26 protein-coding genes and 1 riboswitch are annotated in these 21,105 nt (G+C 70.9%); of the genes, 13 read left to right on the forward strand and 13 right to left on the reverse strand.

All coding sequences use genetic code 11. The annotated features are described in order from the left end of the window. The 8 genes from narI (at position 1) to DFP85_RS02185 (ending at position 5,700) form a co-directional block, all read left to right on the forward strand. Entirely contained in the window at positions 1-684 is a 684-nt protein-coding gene (gene narI, locus DFP85_RS02150) for a respiratory nitrate reductase subunit gamma (RefSeq protein WP_133634499.1), read from the forward strand. Between the two features lie 12 nt (positions 685-696). Then, on the forward strand, positions 697-1,521 hold the full coding sequence (locus DFP85_RS02155; protein ID WP_133634501.1) for a peptidylprolyl isomerase: 825 nt from the start codon (positions 697-699) through the stop codon (positions 1,519-1,521). 104 nt (positions 1,522-1,625) lie between these two features. Then, positions 1,626-2,210 (forward strand): molybdenum cofactor biosynthesis protein B, encoded by a 585-nt coding sequence (gene moaB, locus DFP85_RS02160; protein ID WP_133634503.1) that lies wholly within the window; start codon positions 1,626-1,628, stop codon positions 2,208-2,210. Further along, positions 2,207-3,463, forward strand: coding sequence for a molybdopterin molybdotransferase MoeA (locus DFP85_RS02165; protein ID WP_133634505.1), 1,257 nt, complete (start codon positions 2,207-2,209; stop codon positions 3,461-3,463). Before moaB ends, DFP85_RS02165 begins: the two co-directional genes overlap by 4 nt. Further along, positions 3,423-4,166: a Crp/Fnr family transcriptional regulator gene (locus tag DFP85_RS02170; RefSeq protein ID WP_133634507.1), complete on the forward strand. Its 744-nt coding sequence runs from the start codon at positions 3,423-3,425 to the stop codon at positions 4,164-4,166. The genes DFP85_RS02165 and DFP85_RS02170 overlap by 41 nt, the downstream gene beginning before the upstream one ends. Before the next feature lie 29 nt (positions 4,167-4,195). Continuing rightward, complete coding sequence (locus DFP85_RS02175; RefSeq protein ID WP_133634509.1) at positions 4,196-4,600, forward strand: putative zinc-binding protein; 405 nt, start codon at positions 4,196-4,198, stop codon at positions 4,598-4,600. Between the two features lie 81 nt (positions 4,601-4,681). After that, complete coding sequence (locus DFP85_RS02180) at positions 4,682-4,858, forward strand: M15 family metallopeptidase (protein WP_243737176.1); 177 nt, start codon at positions 4,682-4,684, stop codon at positions 4,856-4,858. Positions 4,859-4,935: 77 nt separating this feature from the next. After that, positions 4,936-5,700: a sulfite exporter TauE/SafE family protein gene (locus tag DFP85_RS02185; RefSeq protein ID WP_243737177.1), complete on the forward strand. Its 765-nt coding sequence runs from the start codon at positions 4,936-4,938 to the stop codon at positions 5,698-5,700. A 19-nt stretch (positions 5,701-5,719) separates the two neighbouring features. Here the strand turns inward: DFP85_RS02185 and DFP85_RS02190 are convergent, their stop codons facing one another. Continuing rightward, positions 5,720-5,911: a DUF2061 domain-containing protein gene (locus DFP85_RS02190; RefSeq protein ID WP_133634511.1), complete on the reverse strand. Its 192-nt coding sequence runs from the start codon at positions 5,909-5,911 to the stop codon at positions 5,720-5,722. Between the two features lie 251 nt (positions 5,912-6,162). Here DFP85_RS02190 and DFP85_RS02195 point away from each other — a divergent pair, with 251 nt between their 5' ends. Together DFP85_RS02195 and DFP85_RS02200 are read left to right on the forward strand one after the other, a co-directional pair. Next, the gene (locus DFP85_RS02195) at positions 6,163-7,593 is read left to right on the forward strand and encodes a serine hydrolase (RefSeq protein WP_133634513.1); all 1,431 of its coding nucleotides are present in this window, start codon (positions 6,163-6,165) and stop codon (positions 7,591-7,593) included. A gap of 110 nt (positions 7,594-7,703) precedes the next feature. Continuing rightward, positions 7,704-8,579 (forward strand): DMT family transporter, encoded by an 876-nt coding sequence (locus DFP85_RS02200; protein WP_133634515.1) that lies wholly within the window; start codon positions 7,704-7,706, stop codon positions 8,577-8,579. A gap of 4 nt (positions 8,580-8,583) precedes the next feature. Here the strand turns inward: DFP85_RS02200 and thiE are convergent, their stop codons facing one another. The 4 genes from thiE to DFP85_RS02220 form a co-directional block, all read right to left on the reverse strand. Next, entirely contained in the window at positions 8,584-9,201 is a 618-nt protein-coding gene (gene thiE / locus DFP85_RS02205; RefSeq protein ID WP_133634517.1) for a thiamine phosphate synthase, read from the reverse strand. Beyond that, on the reverse strand, positions 9,191-9,997 hold the full coding sequence (gene thiM, locus DFP85_RS02210) for a hydroxyethylthiazole kinase (protein ID WP_133634519.1): 807 nt from the start codon (positions 9,995-9,997) through the stop codon (positions 9,191-9,193). Before thiM ends, thiE begins: the two co-directional genes overlap by 11 nt. Positions 9,998-10,030: 33 nt before the next feature. Next, positions 10,031-10,131: riboswitch (TPP riboswitch) on the reverse strand. Positions 10,132-10,175: 44 nt separating this feature from the next. Next, positions 10,176-11,069, reverse strand: coding sequence for a glycosyltransferase family 32 protein (locus DFP85_RS02215; protein WP_243737178.1), 894 nt, complete (start codon positions 11,067-11,069; stop codon positions 10,176-10,178). A gap of 100 nt (positions 11,070-11,169) precedes the next feature. Continuing rightward, entirely contained in the window at positions 11,170-11,448 is a 279-nt protein-coding gene (locus DFP85_RS02220; RefSeq protein WP_133634521.1) for a hypothetical protein, read from the reverse strand. A 173-nt stretch (positions 11,449-11,621) separates the two neighbouring features. Between DFP85_RS02220 and DFP85_RS19180 the strand changes: the two genes are divergently transcribed. Next, positions 11,622-11,756: a hypothetical protein gene (locus tag DFP85_RS19180; RefSeq protein WP_279512914.1), complete on the forward strand. Its 135-nt coding sequence runs from the start codon at positions 11,622-11,624 to the stop codon at positions 11,754-11,756. 36 nt (positions 11,757-11,792) lie between these two features. Further along, a complete protein-coding gene (locus DFP85_RS02225; protein ID WP_133634523.1) occupies positions 11,793-12,311 on the forward strand; it encodes a cytochrome b in 519 nt (172 codons plus the stop codon). Between the two features lie 75 nt (positions 12,312-12,386). Here DFP85_RS02225 and dauA read toward each other — a convergent pair whose 3' ends face one another. Next, entirely contained in the window at positions 12,387-14,165 is a 1,779-nt protein-coding gene (dauA, locus tag DFP85_RS02230; protein ID WP_133634525.1) for a C4-dicarboxylic acid transporter DauA, read from the reverse strand. 195 nt (positions 14,166-14,360) lie between these two features. Between dauA and DFP85_RS02235 the strand changes: the two genes are divergently transcribed. Then, on the forward strand, positions 14,361-14,558 hold the full coding sequence (locus tag DFP85_RS02235; protein ID WP_133634527.1) for a CopG family transcriptional regulator: 198 nt from the start codon (positions 14,361-14,363) through the stop codon (positions 14,556-14,558). Between the two features lie 74 nt (positions 14,559-14,632). Here DFP85_RS02235 and DFP85_RS02240 read toward each other — a convergent pair whose 3' ends face one another. Genes DFP85_RS02240 through DFP85_RS02270 form a run of 7 tightly spaced genes read right to left on the reverse strand, consistent with a single transcriptional unit; the run spans position 14,633 to position 21,067 of the window. Continuing rightward, a complete protein-coding gene (locus DFP85_RS02240) occupies positions 14,633-16,018 on the reverse strand; it encodes an ATP-binding protein (RefSeq protein ID WP_341776966.1) in 1,386 nt (461 codons plus the stop codon). Continuing rightward, positions 16,018-16,698, reverse strand: a complete 681-nt coding sequence (locus tag DFP85_RS02245; protein ID WP_133634531.1) for a response regulator — start codon at positions 16,696-16,698, stop codon at positions 16,018-16,020. Before DFP85_RS02245 ends, DFP85_RS02240 begins: the two co-directional genes overlap by 1 nt. 10 nt (positions 16,699-16,708) lie before the next feature. Then, positions 16,709-17,389 (reverse strand): tetratricopeptide repeat protein, encoded by a 681-nt coding sequence (locus DFP85_RS02250; protein WP_133634533.1) that lies wholly within the window; start codon positions 17,387-17,389, stop codon positions 16,709-16,711. A gap of 26 nt (positions 17,390-17,415) precedes the next feature. Further along, a complete protein-coding gene (locus DFP85_RS02255) occupies positions 17,416-18,273 on the reverse strand; it encodes an SDR family oxidoreductase (protein ID WP_133634535.1) in 858 nt (285 codons plus the stop codon). Further along, positions 18,260-18,952, reverse strand: a complete 693-nt coding sequence (locus DFP85_RS02260; RefSeq protein WP_133634537.1) for an iron-containing redox enzyme family protein — start codon at positions 18,950-18,952, stop codon at positions 18,260-18,262. The genes DFP85_RS02255 and DFP85_RS02260 overlap by 14 nt, the downstream gene beginning before the upstream one ends. After that, positions 18,949-20,409: an AMP-binding protein gene (locus tag DFP85_RS02265; protein ID WP_133634538.1), complete on the reverse strand. Its 1,461-nt coding sequence runs from the start codon at positions 20,407-20,409 to the stop codon at positions 18,949-18,951. The genes DFP85_RS02260 and DFP85_RS02265 overlap by 4 nt, the downstream gene beginning before the upstream one ends. After that, positions 20,393-21,067 (reverse strand): thermostable hemolysin, encoded by a 675-nt coding sequence (locus DFP85_RS02270; RefSeq protein WP_243737179.1) that lies wholly within the window; start codon positions 21,065-21,067, stop codon positions 20,393-20,395. The genes DFP85_RS02265 and DFP85_RS02270 overlap by 17 nt, the downstream gene beginning before the upstream one ends. Positions 21,068-21,105 lie beyond the last annotated feature (38 nt).

Below are 21,105 nucleotides of genomic sequence, written 5' to 3' on the forward strand. Positions count from 1 at the left end.
ATGTTTAGCGAATACCTGCAACACCTGATCTATGGCTACTACCCGTATCTGGCCGGCACGGTGTTCCTGGTCGGCAGCCTGCTGCGTTTCGACCATGGCCAGTACACCTGGAAGACCGGCTCCAGCCAGATGCTCTCGTCGAAGAACATGCGCCTGGCCAGCAACCTCTTCCATATCGGCATCATCGTGATCTTCTTCGGCCACCTGTTCGGCATGCTGACGCCGCACTGGGTCTATGCGCCCTTCCTGAGCGCCGGAACCAAGCAGGTGCTGGCGATCGTCATCGGCGGTATCGCCGGGGTGCTGTGCTTGGCCGGCGGTGCCATGCTGCTCTACCGTCGCCTGACCAACCCGCGTGTCAAGGCTTCGTCGAGCATGATGGATACCGCTATCCTCGGCTTGATCGTCTTGCAGGCCGGCTTGGGCGTGATCACCGTGTTCTTCTCGCTGGGCCACCTGGACGGCGCGATGATGCTGACCCTGGCGGGCTGGGCCCAGTCCATCGTCTTCTTCAGCGGCGGGGCGGCCGACTACATGGCCGAGGTCTCCTGGATCTACAAGGTGCATGTCTTCCTCGGCCTGACCATCATCCTGCTGTTTCCCTTCACCCGCCTGGTGCACGTCTGGAGCGTGCCCTTCGGCTACGTCACCCGCCGCTACCAGATCGTTCGCAAGCGGGGCTGAGGAGTTATCACCATGCAGAAGATCGATATCGAGATGATCCCGGGGGGCGCCGCCACGCCCCCGCCCATCCGGGTCGGCGAGGCCACCATCGCGGAGGCCGCCATCGCCGAGGAGATGCAGTACCATCCGGCGGACAGCGCCGGCACGGCCCAGCTCAAGGCGGCCCGCGCCCTGGTGGTGCGCGAGCTGCTGCGCCAGCGGGCGGCGGCCCTGTGCGTGGCCGAGGCCGCCGGCGAGGCGGTCGATGAGGCGGATGCCGCCATTGCCGAGCTGCTGGAGCGGGAGCTGGAGGTACCCGAGCCCGCCGAGGCGGACTGCCGCCGCTTCCACGCCGCCCATCCCGAGCGTTTCAGCGAGCCGACGCGGCTGCAGGTGCGCCACGTGCTGCTGGCCGCGGCGCCCGACGACGCCCCGGCCCGCGACGCCGGCTATCGCCTGGGCGAGAAGCTGATCCGTGAGCTGCAGGCAGTGCCCGAGCGCTTCACCGAGTTCGCCCAGCGCCACTCCGCCTGCCCCTCGAAGGAGGAGGGCGGCGCGCTGGGCTGGCTGGCCCCCGGCCAGACCGTGGCCGAGCTGGACCGTGCCCTGCAGCACCTGCCCGAGGGGCTCCACGATCGCCCGCTGGCCTCGCGCTACGGCTGGCACGTCGTCACCATCGATCAGCGCGTCGAGGGTCGCGAGCTGCCCTACGAGCAGGTCGCCGAACACGTCCGCCACAGCCTGCGCGAGCAGGCCACCCGCCGGGCCCTCCGCCACTACCTGCTGGCGCTGGAGGCCGAGATCGGGGTCGAGGGCATCGCGCTCGACGACGACAGCGCCAGTGCCCTGATGCAGTAGCCACATGAAGTAGACACATGAAAGGGGGCCGGCCTGGCCCCCTCGACGTATCCGACTCTCCTTTTCATGACGCCGCTCGCGCCGCGGGCGGCGAGGAGGACCCCATGGCCCACGTTCATGCCAATACTCCCTTCGCCCCGCTGGGCATCGCCGTGCTCACCGTCTCCGACACCCGCGGCTTCGACGAGGATGGCAGCGGCGACCTGCTCGCCGAGCGCCTCACCGAGGCCGGCCACGCCCTGGTGGAGCGGCGCATCGTACCCGACGACGTCTACCGCATCCGCGCAGTGGTCTCGGCCTGGGTGGTGCGCGAGGACATCCAGGTGATCCTGGTCAACGGCGGCACCGGCTTCACCGCCCGCGATACCACCCCCGAGGCGCTCTCGCCGCTGTTCGACAAGGCGGTCGACGGCTACGGCGAGCTGTTCCGCCAGCTCTCGCTGGAGACCATCGGCACCTCCACCATTCAGTCCCGGGCGGTGGCCGGGCTGATCGACCGCACCCTGGTGTTCGCCATGCCGGGCTCGCCCAAGGCGTGCGCCACCGCCTGGGACGGCATCCTGGCCGCCCAGCTCGATGCCCGCACCCGGCCCTGCAACTTCGTCGCCATGGTGCTGCCCGAGGCGAGCTGCTGTGCCTCCCGGCAGGAGAACGCCGACGAGGAGATGGCGGAAGGGGCCGGGGCATGAACTGCGGCTGCGCGGAGGTCGTCACGCCCGGCCTGCTGGACCTCTTCGATGCCCGCGCCCTGATGATGGCGTCCGGCGTGGCGGTGGCCGGCCGCGAGCGGGTCGCCCTGGCCGATGCCGCCGGCCGGGTGCTGGCCGAGGATGCCCGGGCCGCCCTCGACCTGCCCGGGGTCGACAACAGCGCCATGGACGGCTATGCCCTGCGTCGCGGTGAACTCGCCGCGAGCCCGGCCGGCCTGCCGGTGATGCTGCGCGTACCGGCCGGTGCCGGCGTGCTCAGGCTGCCCGAAGGGGGGTGTGCGCGCATCTTCACCGGCGCCCCGTTGCCGCTGGGCGCCGATGCCGTGGTGCCCCAGGAGCGGGTGAGCCTGGACGCCGCGGGGCGGGTGCATGTCGCGGGGGAACTGGCCGAGGGCGCCAATATCCGCCGCCGCGGCGAGGAGAGCCGCGCCGGTGACGTGGTGCTGGTCGCGGGCACCCGGCTGAACGCCGCGGCCATCGCCCTGCTGGCCAGCCAGGGCATCGATGCCGTAACGGTGCGCCGGCGGGTCCGCGTGGCTCTGGTCAGCACCGGTGACGAGCTGATCGAGCCCGGCCAGGCCTGGGTGCCCGGCCAGGTCTACAACAGCAACGGCGCCATGCTGCGTGCCCTGCTCGCCCAGCAGGGCTGCGAGATCCTCGATCTGGGCGTGGTTGCCGACACCGCAGCTGACCTGGGTCAATGTCTTGCCCGGGCGGGCGAACAGGCCGATCTGGTAGTGTGTACGGGTGGGGTCTCGGTGGGGGAGGAGGACCATGTGCGTCCGGTGCTGGAGCGCCTGGGTGGCGTTGCCTTCCATGGCGTGGCGATCAAGCCCGGCAAGCCCTTCGCCCTCGGCTGGCTCGGCCCCTCGCTGCGCGACGGCACCCCGCTGATCGGCCTGCCCGGCAACCCGGTGGCCTCGCTGGTAGGCTGGCAGTGGCTGGCACTGCCCTTCGTGCAGGGGCGCCAGGGGCGCACCCCGCCCGCGTTGCAGCGCTTCCCGGTCACCGCCGGCTTCTCCCGTCGGGCGCCGAAGGGCCGGCGAGAGCTGCTGCGGGTGGTGCTGGACTGGACCGGCGGCGCCCCCGTGGCACGCCTGGCCGGCGGGCAGGGCTCTCACATGCTTGGGGCCGCCAGCCAGGCCCATGGCTACCTGATCATCGATGCCGATACCCCTGTGGAGGAAGGCCATGTCTACGGATACTGCCCCGGTACCCAGTTCCTCGACTGAGCTGCTGTTCCGGCCCCGACAGCTGCGCGAGCTGGTGCGCGGGGTGCCCTGGCTGGGCGACCTCGACGACGACCAGCTCGAGGCCCTGCTGGAAGACACCGAGGTACGCACCCTCAAGACCCGCGAGTGGCTGTTCCGCCAGGATGCCCCGGCCGAGTGGCTCTACGTGGTGATCAGCGGGGCGGTGCGCCTGGTGCGCAGCGCCGGCGACGGTCGCCTGGCGACCATCCGCTGCGTGGAGCGCGGCGGCACCCTGGGCGAGCTGAGCATGGTGTCCAGCGCCGGGGTCTACCTCTACTCCGCCGAGGCCCTGCGCCGCACCCATGTGCTGACCATCCCCGCGGCGCGCTGTCGCGAGATCATGGACCGCCAGCCGGCCTGCCGGGCAGAGTTCATGAGCCGCCTGGCCCTGGAGCTCACCGAGCGCCTCGAGGACATGGCGCTGCTGACCCAGGCCGACGCCATGGCACGCCTGGTCAGCTACATCCTGCGCCAGCTGCCGGCGGGGCGCGCCAGGGGCCCCCGGGTGGTACGGCTGACCATTCCCAAGCGCTGGCTGGCCGCCCAGCTGGCCATGACCCCGGAGACCCTGTCGCGCCTGCTGGCCAGGCTGCGCGAGGAGGGGGTCATCAACATCGACCGCCAGCGCCTGGTGGTGCTCGACGAGCAGAAGCTGCGCGATTTCATGCTGAGCGACGACTGACCCCTGTGTCGCCATTCCTGGGAGGCCCCATGTCCCGACCCCGCAATACCCCCCGTCCCCTGGTCTACTCCTGTTCGGGCTGCTCCGACGTGGCCCAGCTCGCCAACCAGGTCGCCCTGCGCCTTGACCATGGCGGCGAGGCGGAGATGTCCTGCATCGCCGGGGTGGGCGGTGGCGTGCCCGGCCTGGTGCGCACCGCCCGCTCCGGGCGGCCCATCGTGGCCATCGACGGCTGCCAGATGCACTGTGCCCATCACTGCCTGGCCAATGCCGGCGTGGCGCCCACCGAGCATGTCAGGCTCTACGAGCAGGGCCTGAAGAAGCGCAAGGGGCGCCTCTACGACGAGCACACCGTGGCGAGCGTGACCGTTGGGGTGAGCGCGTTGATCGCGCGGTTGCCGATGGACTCCGCCGCCGGGGGCGAACCAGCCTGAGCCGTACCCGTCTGCGGCCTCCTACAGCGACTGACTGGAGCGTCTCGACGCCCCGGATCCCCGGCCCGGGGCTACCGCCGGGTGCTCTACCATGCCATGCGCGGCGCGGGCTTCAGCAACCTGCCCAGCGAGTGGTGGCACTACGACTTCGGCAACCAGCTGTGGGCCCACTACGGGGGGCACCCGCAGGCGCACTTCGGCCCGGCGCAGCTCGATACCATCGAGGAGCGCTGGAAGCGGCAGCTTGGCGACGGCTGAGGGGCGGCCCGGCTCTCCCGGGCCAGCAGGGGCGGGCTCGGGTATAGTGGCCCCCTCTCGTGACCCTGGAGACGTCGATGCTGCTGGAGAGCCTGTCGCCGCTGTCGGGCGGCATCAACCTGGTGCTGGTGCTGCTGTCGGTGTTCACCTCGGCCTTCACCGCCGCGGTGGGCGTCGGGGGTGGGGTGCTGATGATCATGGCGCTGGCCCAGGTGATGCCGGCGGCGGCGCTGATCCCTGTCCACGGCATGGTGCAGTTCGGCTCCAACGTCGGCCGCACGGCGCTGACCTGGCGCCATGTCGACCTCGCCATGCTCGCCGCCTTCCTGCCCGGCGTGGTGCTGGGGGCGCTGGCCGCCGCCTGGCTGCTGGTGCGCCTGCCGGCCGGGGTGCTGGAGCTCTGCATCGCCGCCTTCGTGCTCTTCACCTGCTGGGGGCCGGGGCTGCCGAAACGGGCGCTGGGGCGGGGAGGCGTGCTGGTCGCCGGCGCCGTCACCACCCTGCTCTCCAGCCTGGTGGGCGCCAGCGGCCCCATGGTGGCCGCCTTCATCAAGCAGAGCCAGTCCGGTCGGCTGGCCAAGGTGGCCACCTTCTCCGCCTGCATGCTGCTGCAGCACCTGACCAAGGCCTTCGTGTTCGGCGTGGCCGGCTTCGTCTTCCGGGACTGGCTGCCGCTGATGCTGGTGATGGTGGCGGCGGGCTTTATCGGCACCTGGCTGGGCCTGCGCCTGCTGCATCGCCTCTCTGAGCACCGCTTCGACACCCTCTTCAAGTGGGCCTTGACGCTGCTGGCGCTGCGCCTGGTGTGGCTCGGCGGGCAGCGGCTAGTGGCGGGGGGGTGACCGGGTGCAAGGTCGCGGATCAGGCGGCAAGGCGGGCCCGACGCCGCTGAACGGCCTCCCAGGCCTTCTCGTGGAAGAAGTAGGCGACGGTGTTGGCGGCGGGTTCGAGCAGCGCGATCATGCCGCCGAGTACCCAGCTGCCGGTGATCAGGTAGGTCACGCCGAAGGCCACGCAGAAGTGCACGACGGCGAAGGTGGCGGTCTTCTTCATGGCGAGGCTCCATGCCGTGGGCGGTTCATGCCTGCCAGACTAGGGGAGCCTTGCCCATCGAGTAACCTGATTTACCGTATGGTTACGATAGATTCGCGCAATCGAACGGGAGGGTCACCGCCGGGGCGAGGGGACGGGACGAGGTAATATGGCGAAAAATCGGCGGAAAGTCCGGCCCCTGCCCTGTACAGCGCGTCATAGACGGCCATAATGGCTAGGTGTATCGGTAACAAACCTCGAGGGAACGCGACATGGTGCCTATCACAATAATCAACCGGCGCCGGAGAGGGGGCATCTTCGTGCTGCTGGCCTGCCTGCTGCTGGCGACCACGGCCGTTCAGGCCAATCCCCGCTATGCCGGTATCGTCATCGATGCCGATAGCCAGGAGATCCTCTACGCCGAGAATGCCGACAAGCTGCGCTATCCGGCCTCGCTCACCAAGATGATGACACTCTACCTGATGTTCGAGGCCCTGGAGGAGGGCAGGCTGAGCCTGAGCCAGCCGCTACCGGTCTCCTCCTATGCCGCCTCCAAGCCGGCCTCCAAGCTCTATGTGAAGGCCGGCTCGACGATTCCCGTCGAGAAGGCCATCGAGGCGCTGGTTATCAAGTCGGCCAACGATGTGGCCGTGGTGGTGGCCGAGGCCCTGGGCGGCAGCGAGACGCACTTTGCCCGCATGATGACCGAGAAGGCGCGCGACCTGGGCATGCAGGACACCGTCTTCCGTAATCCCAACGGCCTGCCCGATGCCGGCCAGGTTACCACAGCACGTGACATGGTGGTGCTCTCCCGGCACCTGATGCTCGACTTTCCCCAGTACTACCCCTACTTCTCGCGGTCGAGCTTCAGCTGGAAGGGCAAGACCATCACGGGGCACAACCGCCTGCTCAATAAGTATCCCGGTGCCGACGGCCTCAAGACCGGCTTCATCCGCGCCTCGGGCTTCAACGTCGCCACCTCGGCGGTGCGTGACGGCCGTCGCCTGCTCACCGTGGTGATGGGGGGCTTCACCGCCGCCTCGCGAGATGCGCACACCGCCGACCTGCTGGATCGTGGCTTCGTGCGTGCCTCGCTGGCCGATGGCCGCGGCTGGCTGGCCAGTGCCGATATCTCCGGTGGCCGGCTGATGCCGGGTGAGCCCCAGGCGCCGGGCCAGCCGGTCGGCGATCGGGTCCGCCTGGCCAGCCTCGGCGCACCTTCTCCCGGCGCCGCCTCGCCGCCCGAGGCCTCGGCCTTCCCGCCGGCCCCGGTGGAGACGCCGACGGCCACCGTGGAGGCCCCGCGGCCGGCGGTGGCTTCGCGGGTCGCCACCGTCGAGACACCGGCCGAAACCACGACGGCGAGCCTGGCGCAGGGCTCGGCCGACGACCCGATCCGCGAGCTGATGGCCAGCACCTCTGCATCGGCGGATCCCGGCCCGGACGTCTCCGTGCGGCGAGGGGGCTGGGGCGTTCAGGTCGGGGCCTTCAGCGATGCCGTCCATGCCCGCACCCTGGCCTCCCGCGCCGCCGACCAGCTGGCCAGTGAGCTGGCCGATGCCCGGGTCGCGGTGGCCGATGCCGACAAGGCCGGCGTCTATCGTGCACGCCTGGTGGACATGAACGAGGGCCAGGCCCATACCGCCTGCCGTCGCCTGGTGGCCCAGGGCATGGAGTGCATGGTGGTCCAGGCCAGCCTCTGAGGGCTTGCCCTCCGGCACGTCACCGACTAGCGTAGTGATCTCCACCCACCCCGCCGGCCCCAGGCCGGCGGGGTGGCTTTTTGGGTCTCGGCCAGGGGAGGGCAGTCGGCATGTCACCGTCGTTCAAGGGCATCGGCTTCATGTGCCTGGGCGTGCTCTGCCTGGCCATCGGCGACGCCATCGCCAAGTGGCTGGGCGAGGTGCACTCGCCGCTGCAGATCATCTTCTTCCGTACCCTGGTCTCGCTGCCGCTGATCGCGGCGCTGGCCCACTTCGGCGGCGGCCTGCGCAAGCTGCGCACGCGTCGCCCCGGAATCCACCTGCTGCGCGGGCTGATCTACACCGGCACCATGTTCTGCTTCGTGCTGGGCCTGACCCTGCTGCCGCTGGCCGAGGCCACCGCCATCGCCTTCGTGGCGCCGCTGTTCGTCACCCTGCTCTCGGTGCCGCTGCTGGGCGAGCGCATCGAGGGACCGGTGCTGGCGGCCTCGCTGGTGGGCTTCGCCGGGGTGCTGATCGTGGTGCGTCCCGGCGGAGAGGCCTTCGACCCCGGCGCCCTGGCGCTGATCGGGGCGGCGATCTTCTATGCGCTGATGATGATCACCGCACGGCGCTGGGGCGGCACCGAGCACCTCTGGGCGATGGTCTTCTACATGACCCTGGTGCCCTTCGTGGTGACCGCCATGGCGCTGCCTTGGGTGTGGCAGACGCCCCACCCCTGGCACTGGCTGGCCTTCGCGGGATCGGGCCTCTTCGGGGTGGGCGCCACGGCCTTCATCACCATGGCCTTCCGCCATGCCCCCGCGGCCATCGCCGCTCCCTTCGACTACACCGCCATGCTCTGGGCGGTGCTGCTGGGCTGGTGGTTCTGGGGCGAGATGCCGGACCTCTGGGTGTTCGTCGGCAGCGCCCTGATCATCGGCAGCGGCCTGGCGATCGCCTACCACGAGCGGCGCACCACCCTGAAGCGCCGGCCGACCTCCTGACGCATCAGTCCCGGGAGAGGAAGGCCCGCGCGGCGGCCTCGGGGTCGAGGGTGCCGCAGATCGCCGAGATCACCGCCAGCCCCTCGGCGCCGGCCTGGCGTGTCGCGGCCACGTGCTCGGCCTTGAGGCCGCCGATGGCCACGCTGGGCAGGGGGCTGGCGGCCACCAGGGCGGCCAGCCCCTCGAAGCCCAGCGGTGTGGCATGGTCGTGCTTGCTGGGGGTGGCGAACACCGGGCCCAGCCCCAGGTAGTCCAGCGCCTTGGGGTCGAGGCGGGCGAGCTGGTCATGGGTCTGGACCGAGAGCCCGAGGATCGCCTCCGGGCCGAGCGCCGCGCGGGCCCGGGCCACGTCGCCGTCGTCCTGGCCGATGTGCAGGCCGTCGGCGCCGGCGGCGAGCGCCACCTCCAGACGGTCATTGATGATCAGCGGCACGCCGCTGCCGGACAACGCGGCCTTGAGGTGGCGCGCCTGGTCGACCATCTCGGCATCAGAGGCGTGCTTGTCGCGCAGCTGCACCACCGTCACCCCGCCGCGCACCGCCGCCATCACGGTCTCCACCAGACCATCCGCAGCGCAGAGTCCGCGGTCGGTGACGAGATACAGGGAGAGGTCAAGGCGCATGGTCCACCTCCAGGCGGGCCCGTGCGGCCAGCGCCTCGCCATCCAGGTGATAGAGGGCATCGAGGAAGGCCACCGCGAAGCTGCCGGGGCCAACCGCCGCCTCGCCGGCCAGTTCCCCGGCCACGGCGTAGCAGGCCAGCGCCGCCACCGTCGCCTCGAAGGGGTCCTCGGCGCCGGCCAGGAAGGCCGCCACGACACCGGTCAGCGCGCAGCCGAGGGTGGTGACCCGCGGCATCAGCGGGTGGCCGCCCTCGAGGCGGGCGAGGCGCCGGCCATCGGTGACCAGGTCCACCTCGCCGGTCACCGCGACCACCCCATCCGTCTGGCGGGCCAGCCGGGTGGCGGCGTCGCGGGCCGCTTCGGCCGGGTCGGTGCTGTCCACGCCGCGTCCGCCGCCGGCCTGCCCCGCCAGGGCGATGATCTCCGAGGCGTTGCCACGGACCACGTCCGGGGCGAGCGCCAGCAGTCGCGCGCCGGTCTCGCGGCGATAGCGCGTGGCGCCCACCGCCACCGGGTCCAGCACCCAGGGCCGCCCCGTCTCCCCGGCGGCCAGGGCGGAGGCCTCCATGGCCTCGACCCAGTGGGGCGAGAGGGTGCCGATGTTGATCGTCAGGGCGCCGGCCAGCGCGGTGAACTCGGCGGCCTCCTCTCGGGCGTGGACCATGGCCGGCGAGGCGCCGATGGCGAGCAGCACGTTGGCCATGCTGTTCATGGCCACATGGTTGGTGATGTTGTGGACCAGCGGGCTGGTCTCGCGCACTCGGGCCAGGTGCGCGGCGGGATCGATGGCTAGCATGAGGCCTCCCCGGCGCGGGAGGTGCGGCGGCAGGGCCGGGGCCGCACGACTCCCTACGCCGGCATTATCCGGGTCAGGTTCCGAGGGTGCGTCTCAGCCGTGGCGATGTCGCCACGGCGCCCCTGTCGTCAGGCGTTCCACTATCCACGCCGGCCATGGCCCTGTAAAGCCAACGGGGTCAAGCGATATCCTCTCCGACCACGGCCGAGTGTTTCTGCTCCTGGTTCCATTTACCCTGTGGCTTGTCGAGGTATTGGAAGTGCTCGTTGGTGAAGCTGCCCTGGATACAGGCGTAGCGATAGAGCACCGTGTCCAGGCGGTGGACATCCAGCACCCGGTTGAAGACGCCGGGGCCTGTCATGTCGAAGACGCCCTTGATCGTATTTTCCTCGATATTGGTGCCGATCGCCTGGATGACCGCCTTCAGGTGCGGGCTGTTCGGGGCACTGGCGATGAAAAAGTTGTTGAGGGTGTCGCGCTTGGTGCGGATGAACAGTGACGATCGGTCGGGCCCGAGCAGGCGGCCTAACGGCCAGGTCAGGTGGGCGTCGATATCCAGATAGACACCGCCATGAGCCTGCAGTACCAGGACACGCCAGAAGTCTGCCTGGGCCGCACCGATTCGCAGTCGCGAGTAGTTCCTGAAGGTTTGTTCGGAATAGTGCTGCCTGATGAAGTCGGCTCGAGCTTCGGTGATCATGAAGCGATACTCGAAGCCGGGTGCCATGCAACGGTTGAACAGGTAGTTCAGGTAGACCGGCAGGGTCACGCGGTCGGTGAAGTTGGTCTGCCAGAGGATCCGGGGAATGGCGGCCGGGTGCCGGCTACGAATCCAGGGGCCGTCGCGGGTCGGTAGGGTAAAACGCTTGTCGGGAAAGGCGAAATGAAAGGCGTAACACGCAAGCTTGAGCAGGTTGGCAGCAAGCTTGATCAGACGGCTCGCCAACAATCTATGCAGTGGCTTCATGGGTGTGCCTGTAGTGTTGCGTTCGAGAGCGAAGTCCAGAGGCGTTCCACCGCGTGCCGCCACTGCCGCCACCGTCACCCGGATGAGGCGGCGATCCGGTGTCACTGGAGTATCTTGCTGCCTGGCCGTATGGCCATGGTATGCCGTGTCCTGTCGGGGCGCTTTCCCGCGCGGGCCGTCTACCGTGACACGGTACTGGTCGGTCTCAGGCCAGCAGATGCAGGCCTACCAAGGTAATCAGGCTGGCCAGCAGCAGGCTGTCGAGGCTCTCGCGGGCTTCCTCCTGCCGCCAGCGATCGGGGCGTAGCAGGGCCAGGGCTGCCAGGCCCATGGCAGCCAGTCCCAGCGGCAGCTCGATGGGCTCCCAGCCGGCGGCCAGCACGCCCAGCGCCAGTAGCGCCAGGGCTGCGAGCATCAGCGGCAGGATGGCACGGCTCTCGGTGGCGGGCGTGGTATCGAGTACTATCGTCGCGCTCCGGGTCATGGTGTTGCCTCGAGTTGTGGCGGTATCGACAGACACACATGACTGTGGCGTCCCTTCCTTAAGGAGTGCTTAAGGTTACATGACCAGAGTGTGACGGTGTCGGCAGCTTTCCCCCGCCCGACGGGCTGATCGTCGCGATTTCGCGTCGGCCCGTGCAGGACCGTGACCTTCGCATGCTCGCAACCCTTCTTCACCGCTGGCGCTGGCTGGGCGCCTGGACGCTGGCCATCGGCGGCGTGCTCGAGGGGCGCGAGGATGAATGCCGCATGAACGCGGCGTTAAGGCTGCTGAAAGCCGCACTGGCGTAAAACGGTTGTCGTCCATCGACCGAGGAGGAGGACGACATGAACTGGCTGGATTCCGATCACCGTTACGGGGCCGTCTCGCGGGCCATTCACTGGAGCATGGCCACGCTGCTGATCCTGATGCTGGGCACGGAGTGGCTGGCGGAGCTCGTCGGCATGAGCGAGCGTGAGGCGATGGCGCTGCACAAGAGCGTCGGGCTGCTGCTGCTGGGCCTGCTGGTCTTCCGGCTGGCTTGGCGCCGGGTCAACCGTGGGCGCCTGGAGGCTCCCGAACACTGGAAAGTGGCTTCCCGCCTGGGGCATTGGGCGCTCTACGGCATGATGGTGCTGATCCCCGCCACCGGTCTGCTGGCGGCCATGGGCAGCGGGCACGGCGTGGAGTTCTTCGGCCTGCCACTGATCTCGCCGGGAGCGGAGATCGAGTGGCTGGAGGATGCCACCGAGGAGACCCATGAGGTGACGGCCAACCTGCTGTGGCTGCTGATCGCCGGACACGTGGTTGCCGTACTGGCCCATCAGCTCTGGCTACACGACAGGACATTGAAGCGCATGGCCTGAGCAGCGGGACGAGGAGAACCCCGAACCCGGCGAACCCGATATCCACAGGGCGCGCCGGGGCCGCTGCCGATGGGCTCAGTCACGGGCCGCACTCGTATCCGATTTGCGCCCGTCGAGCCAGCGCAGGGCCACCTTCCGGGCATGCATCAGCTCCCGGCACCAGGTCAGCCGTCCGGCCGTGCGGCGGATCCCCGCGCGGCGCAGCGTGACGAGGATCCGTGCCGGCAGGCCGACCAGCACCAGGGCGACCCCCTGGTGGTGCATCTCGTCGATCAGGGTCTTGAGGGCCACGATGGCGGTGCCATCCATGCTCGGCACGTCATGCATGTCGAGGATGACGACCCGCACCTTCGGGTCCACCAGGTGCAGCGAGACGAGCGCCTTCTCCGCGGCGCCGAAGAACAGCGGCCCATTGATGTCGTAGAGGGCGACCTCGCCGGGCAGCGAGTCGAGGCTGGCATGGGACCCGTTGTCGACGCGCTGGGTCTGGGTCAGCAGCGACATGCGCCGGATGAACAGCGCGGCGGCCAGCCCCATGCCCACCGCCACCGCCAGCACCATGTCGAAGAGCACGGTCAGGACGAAGCAGGTCACCAGGATGGCCACGTCCCCCGCCGGGGCCGAGCGCAGGGTGTGCAGGAGGTGGCGGGCCTCGCTCATGTTCCAGGCGACGATGAACAGCAGCGCCGCCAGCGCGGCCATCGGTACCAGCCCCAGCAGGCCCGCCAGGGCCACCACCGCCAGCAGCACCACCAGCGCATGCACCACCGCCGCGATCGGCGAACGGGCACCGCTGCGGATGTTGGTGGCGGTCCGGGCAATGGCGGCCGTGGCGGTGATGCCGCCGAACAGCGGCGCGACGATATTGCCCAGCCCCTGGCCGATCAGCTCGGCGTTGGGGTCGTGCCGGGTCCGGGTCAAGCCGTCGGAGACCACCGCGCAGAGCAGCGACTCGATCGCCCCCAGCATGGCGATGGCGAAGGCGGGACCCAGCAGGGCACGAAACAGGGCGAAATCCACCACCAGCGGCTCGCCATCCGCGCCGGGCAGTCGCCAGGGCGCCACGAAGCTCGGCGCGATGGGGGGAATGCCGCTGCCCGTCTCGCCCTGCGCCTCCCAGGTGAAGCGCGAGGCGATGGTCTCCACCAGGTTCCCCGTGCTCGGGTCCCCGATCCCGTGGTTGACCGCATAGGCCGCCAGCGCGCCGACCACCAGCCCGACCAGGGGCGCCGGAATCGGCAGATGCAGGCGTGGCCAGAGCAGCATGATGCCCAGGGTGAAGGCCCCTATCCCCAGCTCCAGCGGCTCCAGGCTCGGCAGCGAGACGGCGATCCGTCCCAGGTTCTCGACGAAGTGCTCGCCCAGCTGGCCGACCTCGAGTCCCAGAAAGTCGGGCACCTGGAGGACCGCGATCACCACCGCGATCCCCGCCGTGAAGCCGAGCACCACCGGATAGGGCACGTACTGGATGAGGCGCCCCATGCCGGTGAGGCCCAGCGCCACCAGGATCAGGCCGGCCATCATCGAGGCGATCAGCAGGCCGCCCAAGCCGTACTGCTGGACGATGGGGAAGAGGATGACGACGAAGGCCGCCGTCGGCCCCGAGACATTGAAGCGCGAGCCGCCGGTCAGCGCGATGATGGCGCCGGCAACGATCGCCGTGTAGAGCCCGTGCTGCGGAGGCACGCCCGTGGCGATGGCCAGGGCCATGGAGAGCGGCACGGCCACGGTGCCGATGGTCAGGCCGGCCAGCACGTCGCGGCGCAGGTCGTCCAGCCCATAGCCGTCTCGCCAGGCCGCGCGAAGGCCGGTGGCGATGCCGGGAAGTCGCGGGGACGGTCGGTGGCGTGCCATTGCGCGGGGGCTCCTTGTTGCGGGGTCTCCCGCCGCCGGGATGGGCCGCTGGCCGCATCCACTCTGGGCGGTGATCCGGTTGTTTATGTGAATGACATTAACATGCCGTTAGTATTGTCGACAAATGGGCCCCCGCCATTGCCTCGGGTGACGGCGAGAATTAACATTTGATGATAATGTTTTCGGAGAATCACGATGGAGAAGAAGACGGCACGCCTGACCCTGCTGATCGACCCGCACAAGAAGCGGGCCTTCGAGCAGCTCTGTGCGGCCCAGGACCTGACCCCCTCCCAGGTGGTGCGACAGCTGATTCGCGACTACCTGCGCGACCATGACGTGGAGTACGAGACTCGCCCCGACCTGGCCAGCCGGGACGCGCCGGGGCGGGAGTGAGGTCCCATCCCGGTCGAGAGGGTGGCAGCGGCGGTGGGGGGCCGGCAGGACTGACGCCGCCTGGCGGGGGGCGGTCAGCCCGAAGGGTGCGTGCGCGGCAGCACGACCTCCACCCTGAGCCCGCCGCCCGGGGCCTCGTCGAACCGCAGATGGCCGCTGTGGCGCTGCAGCAGCCGGTCGACGATGGAGAGCCCCAGGCCGGCGCCGGCCCCCGGGCCGGCTCGGTGGAAGCGCTCGAGGACCTGGGGGCGTTGCGCCGGTGGGATGCCGGGGCCCTGGTCGTCGATCGTCAGGGTCAGGGCGTCGGTTCCGGCCGCCAGCCCGACGGTGACGGTGCCGCCCTCGGGGGAGTGCTGCAGGGCATTGCCGGCCAGGTTCTGGATCAGGGTGTCGAGGGTCCCGGGTTCGACCGCGAGCGCCCAGTCGGCGCCCTCGTCGGCCTCCAGCTGCAGCTCGATGCCGCGTTCGGCGGCCAGGGGCGAGAGCTTGGCCAGCGCCTCGCGCACCTCGGCCAGCAGGTCGGCGGGCTGGCCGGCCAGCGGTGTCTCCTCCTCCGGGTCCAGGCGGGCCAGGGCGAGCAGCTGGGTGACCAGGCGAGTACTCCGAGCCACGCCGTCACGCAGCTTGTCCAGCGCCTCGCGGCGGTCCGCCGGGTCCTCCGCGGCCAGCGCGTTCTGGGCATGCAGGTCGAGCACCGCCAGCGGCGTGCGCAACTCGTGGGCGGCGTCGGCGATGAAGCGCTTCTCGCGGACCCGCAGCGCACGGATGCGCTCGAGCAGGCGGTTCAGGGCGCCGGCGATGGTCTCCAGCTCCCGCGGCAGCGGGTGGAGGATCAAGGGCTGCAGGGTGTGGGGGTCGCGTCGGCGGATCTGCTCGGCCATCCGCGACAGCGGCCTCAGCCCCCAGCCGATTGCCCACCACAGCAGCAGGGCCAGCACTGGGAGTCCCAGCAGGTCGGGCATCAGGGTGCGCAGGGCGATCAGGGTCACCAGCTCCCCGCGCACGTCCTCGCGCTCGCCCACCATCACGCGCCGCCCCTCGCCGGGCGTGCTCAGCGCATAGACCCGCCAGTCATGATCCTCCAGGCGGGTGTCCTCGTAGCCCTCCCTGAGCGCGGTCAGCGGCTTCTGCGGCGCGCTGGCCGAGCGCAGCAGCAGCCGGTCGCCCTCCCACAGCTGGAAGGCGAGCTTGCTCTCGTAGCGGTGGCCGGCGATGCGCTGGTCGGCCTGCTCGGCGCGCTGCAGGGAGGCCTCCAGGCTGGCCAGCAGCGCCTCGCGCTGCTCGGCGGCCAGCGGGGCGCGCATCAGCCCCTCCAGCAGCCGGGCGTTCTGGGCCAGGTTGGCATCGAACAGCTCCTCCACCTCGTGGGCGGCGTCGCGGTAGCTGGTCAGGCCGATCACCAGCATGCTCAGGCCGAAGACCAGCAGCACCACGCCGAGGGTGCGTCGACGGATCGACATCAGCCTCTTCCGTCCGGCACGGGGCTGTCCAGCACATAGCCGATGCCGCGCAGGGTGCGGATCAGCTCGGGGAAGAACTTGCGGCGCAGGTGGTGCACGTGCACCTCGATGGCATTGCTCTCCACCTCCTCGTCCCAGCCGTAGACCAGCCGGGTCAGGGTGTCGCGGGTGAACACCCGGCCCGGATGGGCGAGGAACTCCTGGAGCAGGGTGAACTCGCGTCGCGAGAGCGACACCGGCTCGCCGCGAAAGCTGACGCTGTGGGTGGCGGGATCGAGGCGGATGCCGCGGGCCTCCAGCACGCTGCTGGCCTGCCCCTGGCTGCGGCGCAGCAGGGCCCTCAGCCGGGCCTTGAGCTCCGCGACCTGGAAGGGCTTGACCAGGTAGTCGTCGGCGCCGGCGTCCAGGCCGGCGATGCGGTCGTCGATGCCGTCCCGGGCGGTCAGCACCAGCACCGGCACGCGGTTGCCGCGGCGGCGTGTCGCCTCCAGCACCCGCATGCCGTCGAGCCCGGGGAGGCCGAGGTCGAGGATCACCGCATCGAAGGGCTCGTTGCCCTTGAGGGCAGCCAGGGCCTGCCGGCCATCGGCCAGCAGGTCCACGGTGTAGTGCTCGGGCTTGAGCGCCAGGCGGATGCCCGCCGCCAGGCTGGGGTCGTCCTCTACCAGCAGGATGCGCATGGGGGGCGGGTCACTCCTTCAGTTGGGCCAGCAGGCGGCGCACCTCCTCGCGGCGCCCGGCATCGGCGAGCTCCCGGCCGGGGCGGGGCGGTGCCTGCAGCGCCTTCTCCAGGGCCTGGCGCGCCTCGCCGTCGCGGCCCTGCTCGTGCAGATAGTCGCCCCAGAAGTAGAGACTGTCGAGCCCGTCGGGGTTGATCGAGAGGGCCCGCTGCAGATGCCACTCCGCCTTGTCGTCGTCGCCGAAGGCCACCGGCCAGCCGGGAACCTGGTAGTAGAGGGCGCCGAGGCTGGTGTAGGCCGAGCCGTCCAGGGCCAGGGGGTCGAGCGCCAGGGCGGTCTCCAGCTCGGCACGGGCCTGCTTGACCAGCTTCAGGGCACCCAGTCCCCCGCTGGCGCCGGCCTGGGTGGAGCGCACGATGCCGGCCCAGAGGTGCAGCTCGGCCGCATCGGGGTGGGCCTCGACCAGCCGGTCGGCCTCGGCGGCCAGGGCGGCATAGGCATCCGCCTGCTGTTTCTCGGGCAGTTCGTAGCGGATCTCGGCCCAGCGCTGCTGCAGCCGGGCGAGCGGCTCGGCGATCCCGGCCTCCATGGCCAGCAGCCCGGTTGCCGGCAGGCAGACCAGGGCGGTGGCCAGCAGGGCCGCGGCAAGGCGACCTCGCCTGGTCGGCTTCTTGCTGTGGTGTCGTGTCATGGCGGGATTCCTCTTGTCGGGAAGCGTCAGGGCGTGTCGTGGGGGGCGGCGTCGCCGGGGGTGGCGACGAAGCGGCGGATGATGGGCAGCTGGCGTGCCAGGGCCCGGTCGACCAGCCTCGGTAGCAGGCTGTTGAGCCGGGTAAAGAGCCGCTCCGGGCGGCCCAGCTGGGTCTCCTCGCGGCCACGCTCGATGGCGCGGCGCACCGACGAGGCGACCCGGGCGGGGGTGTCCATGGCGTTGCCGAGCGCCTGGTTCATTGCCTCCACCTCGGGGGCATTCATGGCGGTGCGGGTGGCCCGGGGGGCGACGTGCAGCACTCGCACGCGGGTATCGGCGAGCTCCCGGCGCAGGGCCTGGCTGAAGCCGCGCAGGGCAAACTTGGTCGCGCAGTAGCCGACCTGGCCGGGGTAGCCGATGGTGCCGAAGGTCGAGCCCATGTTGACCACCCAGCCATGCCGTGTCGCCAGCAGCATCGGCATCAGTGCCCGGGTCAGCTGCAGGGTGGCGGTGAGGTTGAGAGTGACCAGGCGCTCGAGTTCCTCGTCGCTGCAGGACTCGAACAGCCCCACCCGGTTCACCCCGGCGGCATTGACCAGCATGTTGCAGCCTGCCGCGGCGGCGGCCTCGGCCAGCGCGGCTCGGTCCCCGGGGCGGGTCAGGTCGGCGGCCAGGGCCGTCACCTGGCCCGGGTGGCGGGCGACGAGGGCCTCGAGGGCCTCGTTGCGACGCCCCGTGACCAGCAGTGTCGCGCCCGCGGCGGCGAACTCGTCCACCAGGGCCTGGCCGATGCCGCCGCTGGCGCCGGTCAGCAGGATCCGCTGTGCGGGCCAGCCCCCCTCCGGCAGGGTGGGGCCGCGAGACCAGCCGTCAGGCCAGCGCATCGGAGAGCTCCCGGGTGGCGCTGCCACCGGCACAGCGGGCCTCGACGCCGCGGAACATGGCGCCGTAGAGGCGATAGACCGTCTTCGCGGTGTCGATCACCGCCGCCAGGTCGTCGGCCTCCAGCCGGTTCACCAGTCCCTCGAAGAAGGCCAGATGGCCGATGTCCAGGCTGCCGTGGGAGGTCAGGTAGCGCACCGCCTCGTCGGGCAGGCCGAGGCTCGCCTGCATCCGCTCGGCGGCCTGGGTGGCCAGCGCCGTGCTGGTGCCCTCGAGTACCTGGACCATGCCGAAGAAGGCCACCGGGTTGCCGTGGGTGATCTCGTCGCGCACCGCCGCCACCATCAGCCGGGTGGCGGGGTCCGCCGGCCGTGCGGCGGCCGCCTCGGGGTCGCCGGCGGCGGCGCGGATGTCATCGAGGATCCACTGCTCGTGACCATGCTCCTCCTCGATGTACTCCACCAGGGCGTCGCGCAGCCAGCCCAGCCGGTCCGGCAGGCGGGCGCCGCAGGCCATCATCAGCGGCACCGTGAAGCGCACGTGGTGATAGGCCTGGCCGAGAAAGGCCAGGTACTCGCGGTGGCTCACCTCGCCGGCCAGGGCGCGGGTCAGCAGCGGCGTGGAAAGCAGCCAGTCGCGCTCGGCGCGGGTGGCGGCCTGGAGGTGCTGGTAGGGGGTCATGGGGTCACTCCTTGCGCGGGATGGGGCCGGCTGGCGAGGAGCCAGTCGCGGTAGCGGCCATGGATGGCGTCGCGTCGCAGGCGGCCGTTGGCCGTCAGCTGGTGGTTCTGCGGGGTGAAGGGCGCGCAGCGGCGCCACTCCTGAACCCGGGCATAGTCGGGCAGGTCGGCATTGGCCTCGGCCACCGCGGCGGCCAGTCGGGCATCGTCGAGGTCGGACGAGGCGGGCACGATCAGTGCCCGGTTGGCGGACAGCGCCTCGCCATGAACCAGTGCCTGGGCGATGGCCGGCCGGGCGCAGAGCTCGCCCTCCACCCACTGGGGGTCGACGTTGCGGCCGTAGGCGGTGATGAAGACTTCGCGGCGGCGGCCGTCGAGCGCCAGGGCCTCGCCGGCCCAGTGGCCCAGGTCGCCGCTGGGGTACCAGTCGCCGGCGGCTGGTTCGCCCAGGTAGCCGAGCATGGTCGCCCCCCGGACCTGCACCTCGCCGTCGGTGGCCAGGCGGACCCGGGCATGGGGCAGCGGCCGGCCCACGCCACGGGCGGGCTCGCCGGGCCGGTTGAGGCACACCACCGAGGCGCACTCCGAGAGCCCGTAGCCCTCGAAGACCGGCCAGCCGCCGGCCCATGCACTCTCGAGCAGCGTGGCAGCCACCCGGGCGCCGCCCACGGCGACGAAGCGCAAGCTCTCCGGGGCCTCGGGGCTCGCCGTTACCAGGGCCTGGAGCAGCTGGGGCACCAGGATCAGGCTGTGGGGGCGGAAGGCCTCGATGGCCGCCAGGGCCCGGCGAGGGTCGAAGCCGCTCGCCCCCTGCCAGCCCAGCTCGGCGGCCGCCGGCAGGCAGGCGGTGGCGCCCAGCCACAGCGGGACGTAGAGGCCGCCGATGTTCTCGAGCAGGGTGGCCAGCGGCAGCATCGCCAGGTGGCGTTCGATACCGAGCGGTTCGACCACCGTGGCGAGGCTCTCGGCCACCGTCAGCGGGGCGAGGCTGTCGAGGCAGACGCCCTGGGGGGTGCCGCTGGTCCCGGAGGTGAAGGTGATGCGGGTGGTGCCGGCATGCAGCACCGGAGGCGAGGCCACCCGCCGGGTGGCGATGGCCGGGTCCCGCTTGGCCGAGAAGCCGAGCGCCTCGGCGCCGGGGCCGATCCAGGCGTCCAGGCCGGCGCTTGCCACCAGGTGGCGGCGCTGGGCGTCGCTGAAGAAGGCGGGCACCGGCACCGCGACCCGTCCGTCCCGCAGCAGCGCCAGGTCCCACAGCGCCCAGTCGATGCCGTTGTCCAGGGCCAGGGCGACCCGCTCTGCGCCGGCCGCGGCCAGGCGTTGCCGTCGGGCCTCGACCTCAGCTGGCAGCGCGGCGAAGGTGACTCGGCGGTGGCCGTCGTCCAGGGCCGGGCGCCCGGGGCCGTCGGCGGCGTGGCGGGCCAGCCGCGCGAGGAGGGCCTCAGGCGAGCCGGTCATCGGTCACCTCCGCGGGCTGTGCCAGCGGCAGCAGGCCGCGGTCGATGAGGTCCCGATGGGCCCGGCGCAGGTCGCCGGCCATCACCCAGGGGTGGCGGTCGTAGTAGCGCCCCCACTCGGCCTGGCCGGCCCCCAGGCGGGCCGGGTCGGCGGGCATAAGGGGGTGGAGCTGGAGCCCCAGCCGGCGGATGCCGTTGTGGACCTCGGGCGTGGCGGTGAATAGCAGCCAGGCGATGCCCTCCGCCGCCAGCTGCTCCACCAGGTGGAGGTAGAGCGGACGCTGCAGGCCCGGCCGCCGGCTCGCCAGGTTGCCGATCTCGGCGATTTCGTCGCGGGACGTCGCTCGGCCGAGGCGGCGGGAGAGGAAGGCCTCGGCGCTGTCGTCCAGGTAGTGCTCCTGGAACAGCGGCCCCCCGGTGGCGGCGCGCATGCCCACCGCCGCCACGGAAGTGTCGGCCTGCCAGAGCCCGAACAGGCGCGGCAGGAAGTGGCTGATGCGGGCACCGTGCTCGGCAGCGAAGCGGCGGCGCACGAGCTGTTCCAGGCGGCGTCGCTCACGCCAGTGGTGGGCCTCGCGCCAGGCCAGCGGTGACGGGCACAGGCCCATCGGCGGCTGCCGGCAAGGCGTGGGGGAGGGCAGGGGGTCTGAGCATCGCATCGGGGCGTCTCCATGACGTTTCACCGATACTCTGGCCC

Origin of the sequence: Halomonas ventosae (assembly GCF_004363555.1) — a bacterium.
GTDB classification, from domain to species: domain Bacteria; phylum Pseudomonadota; class Gammaproteobacteria; order Pseudomonadales; family Halomonadaceae; genus Halomonas; species Halomonas ventosae.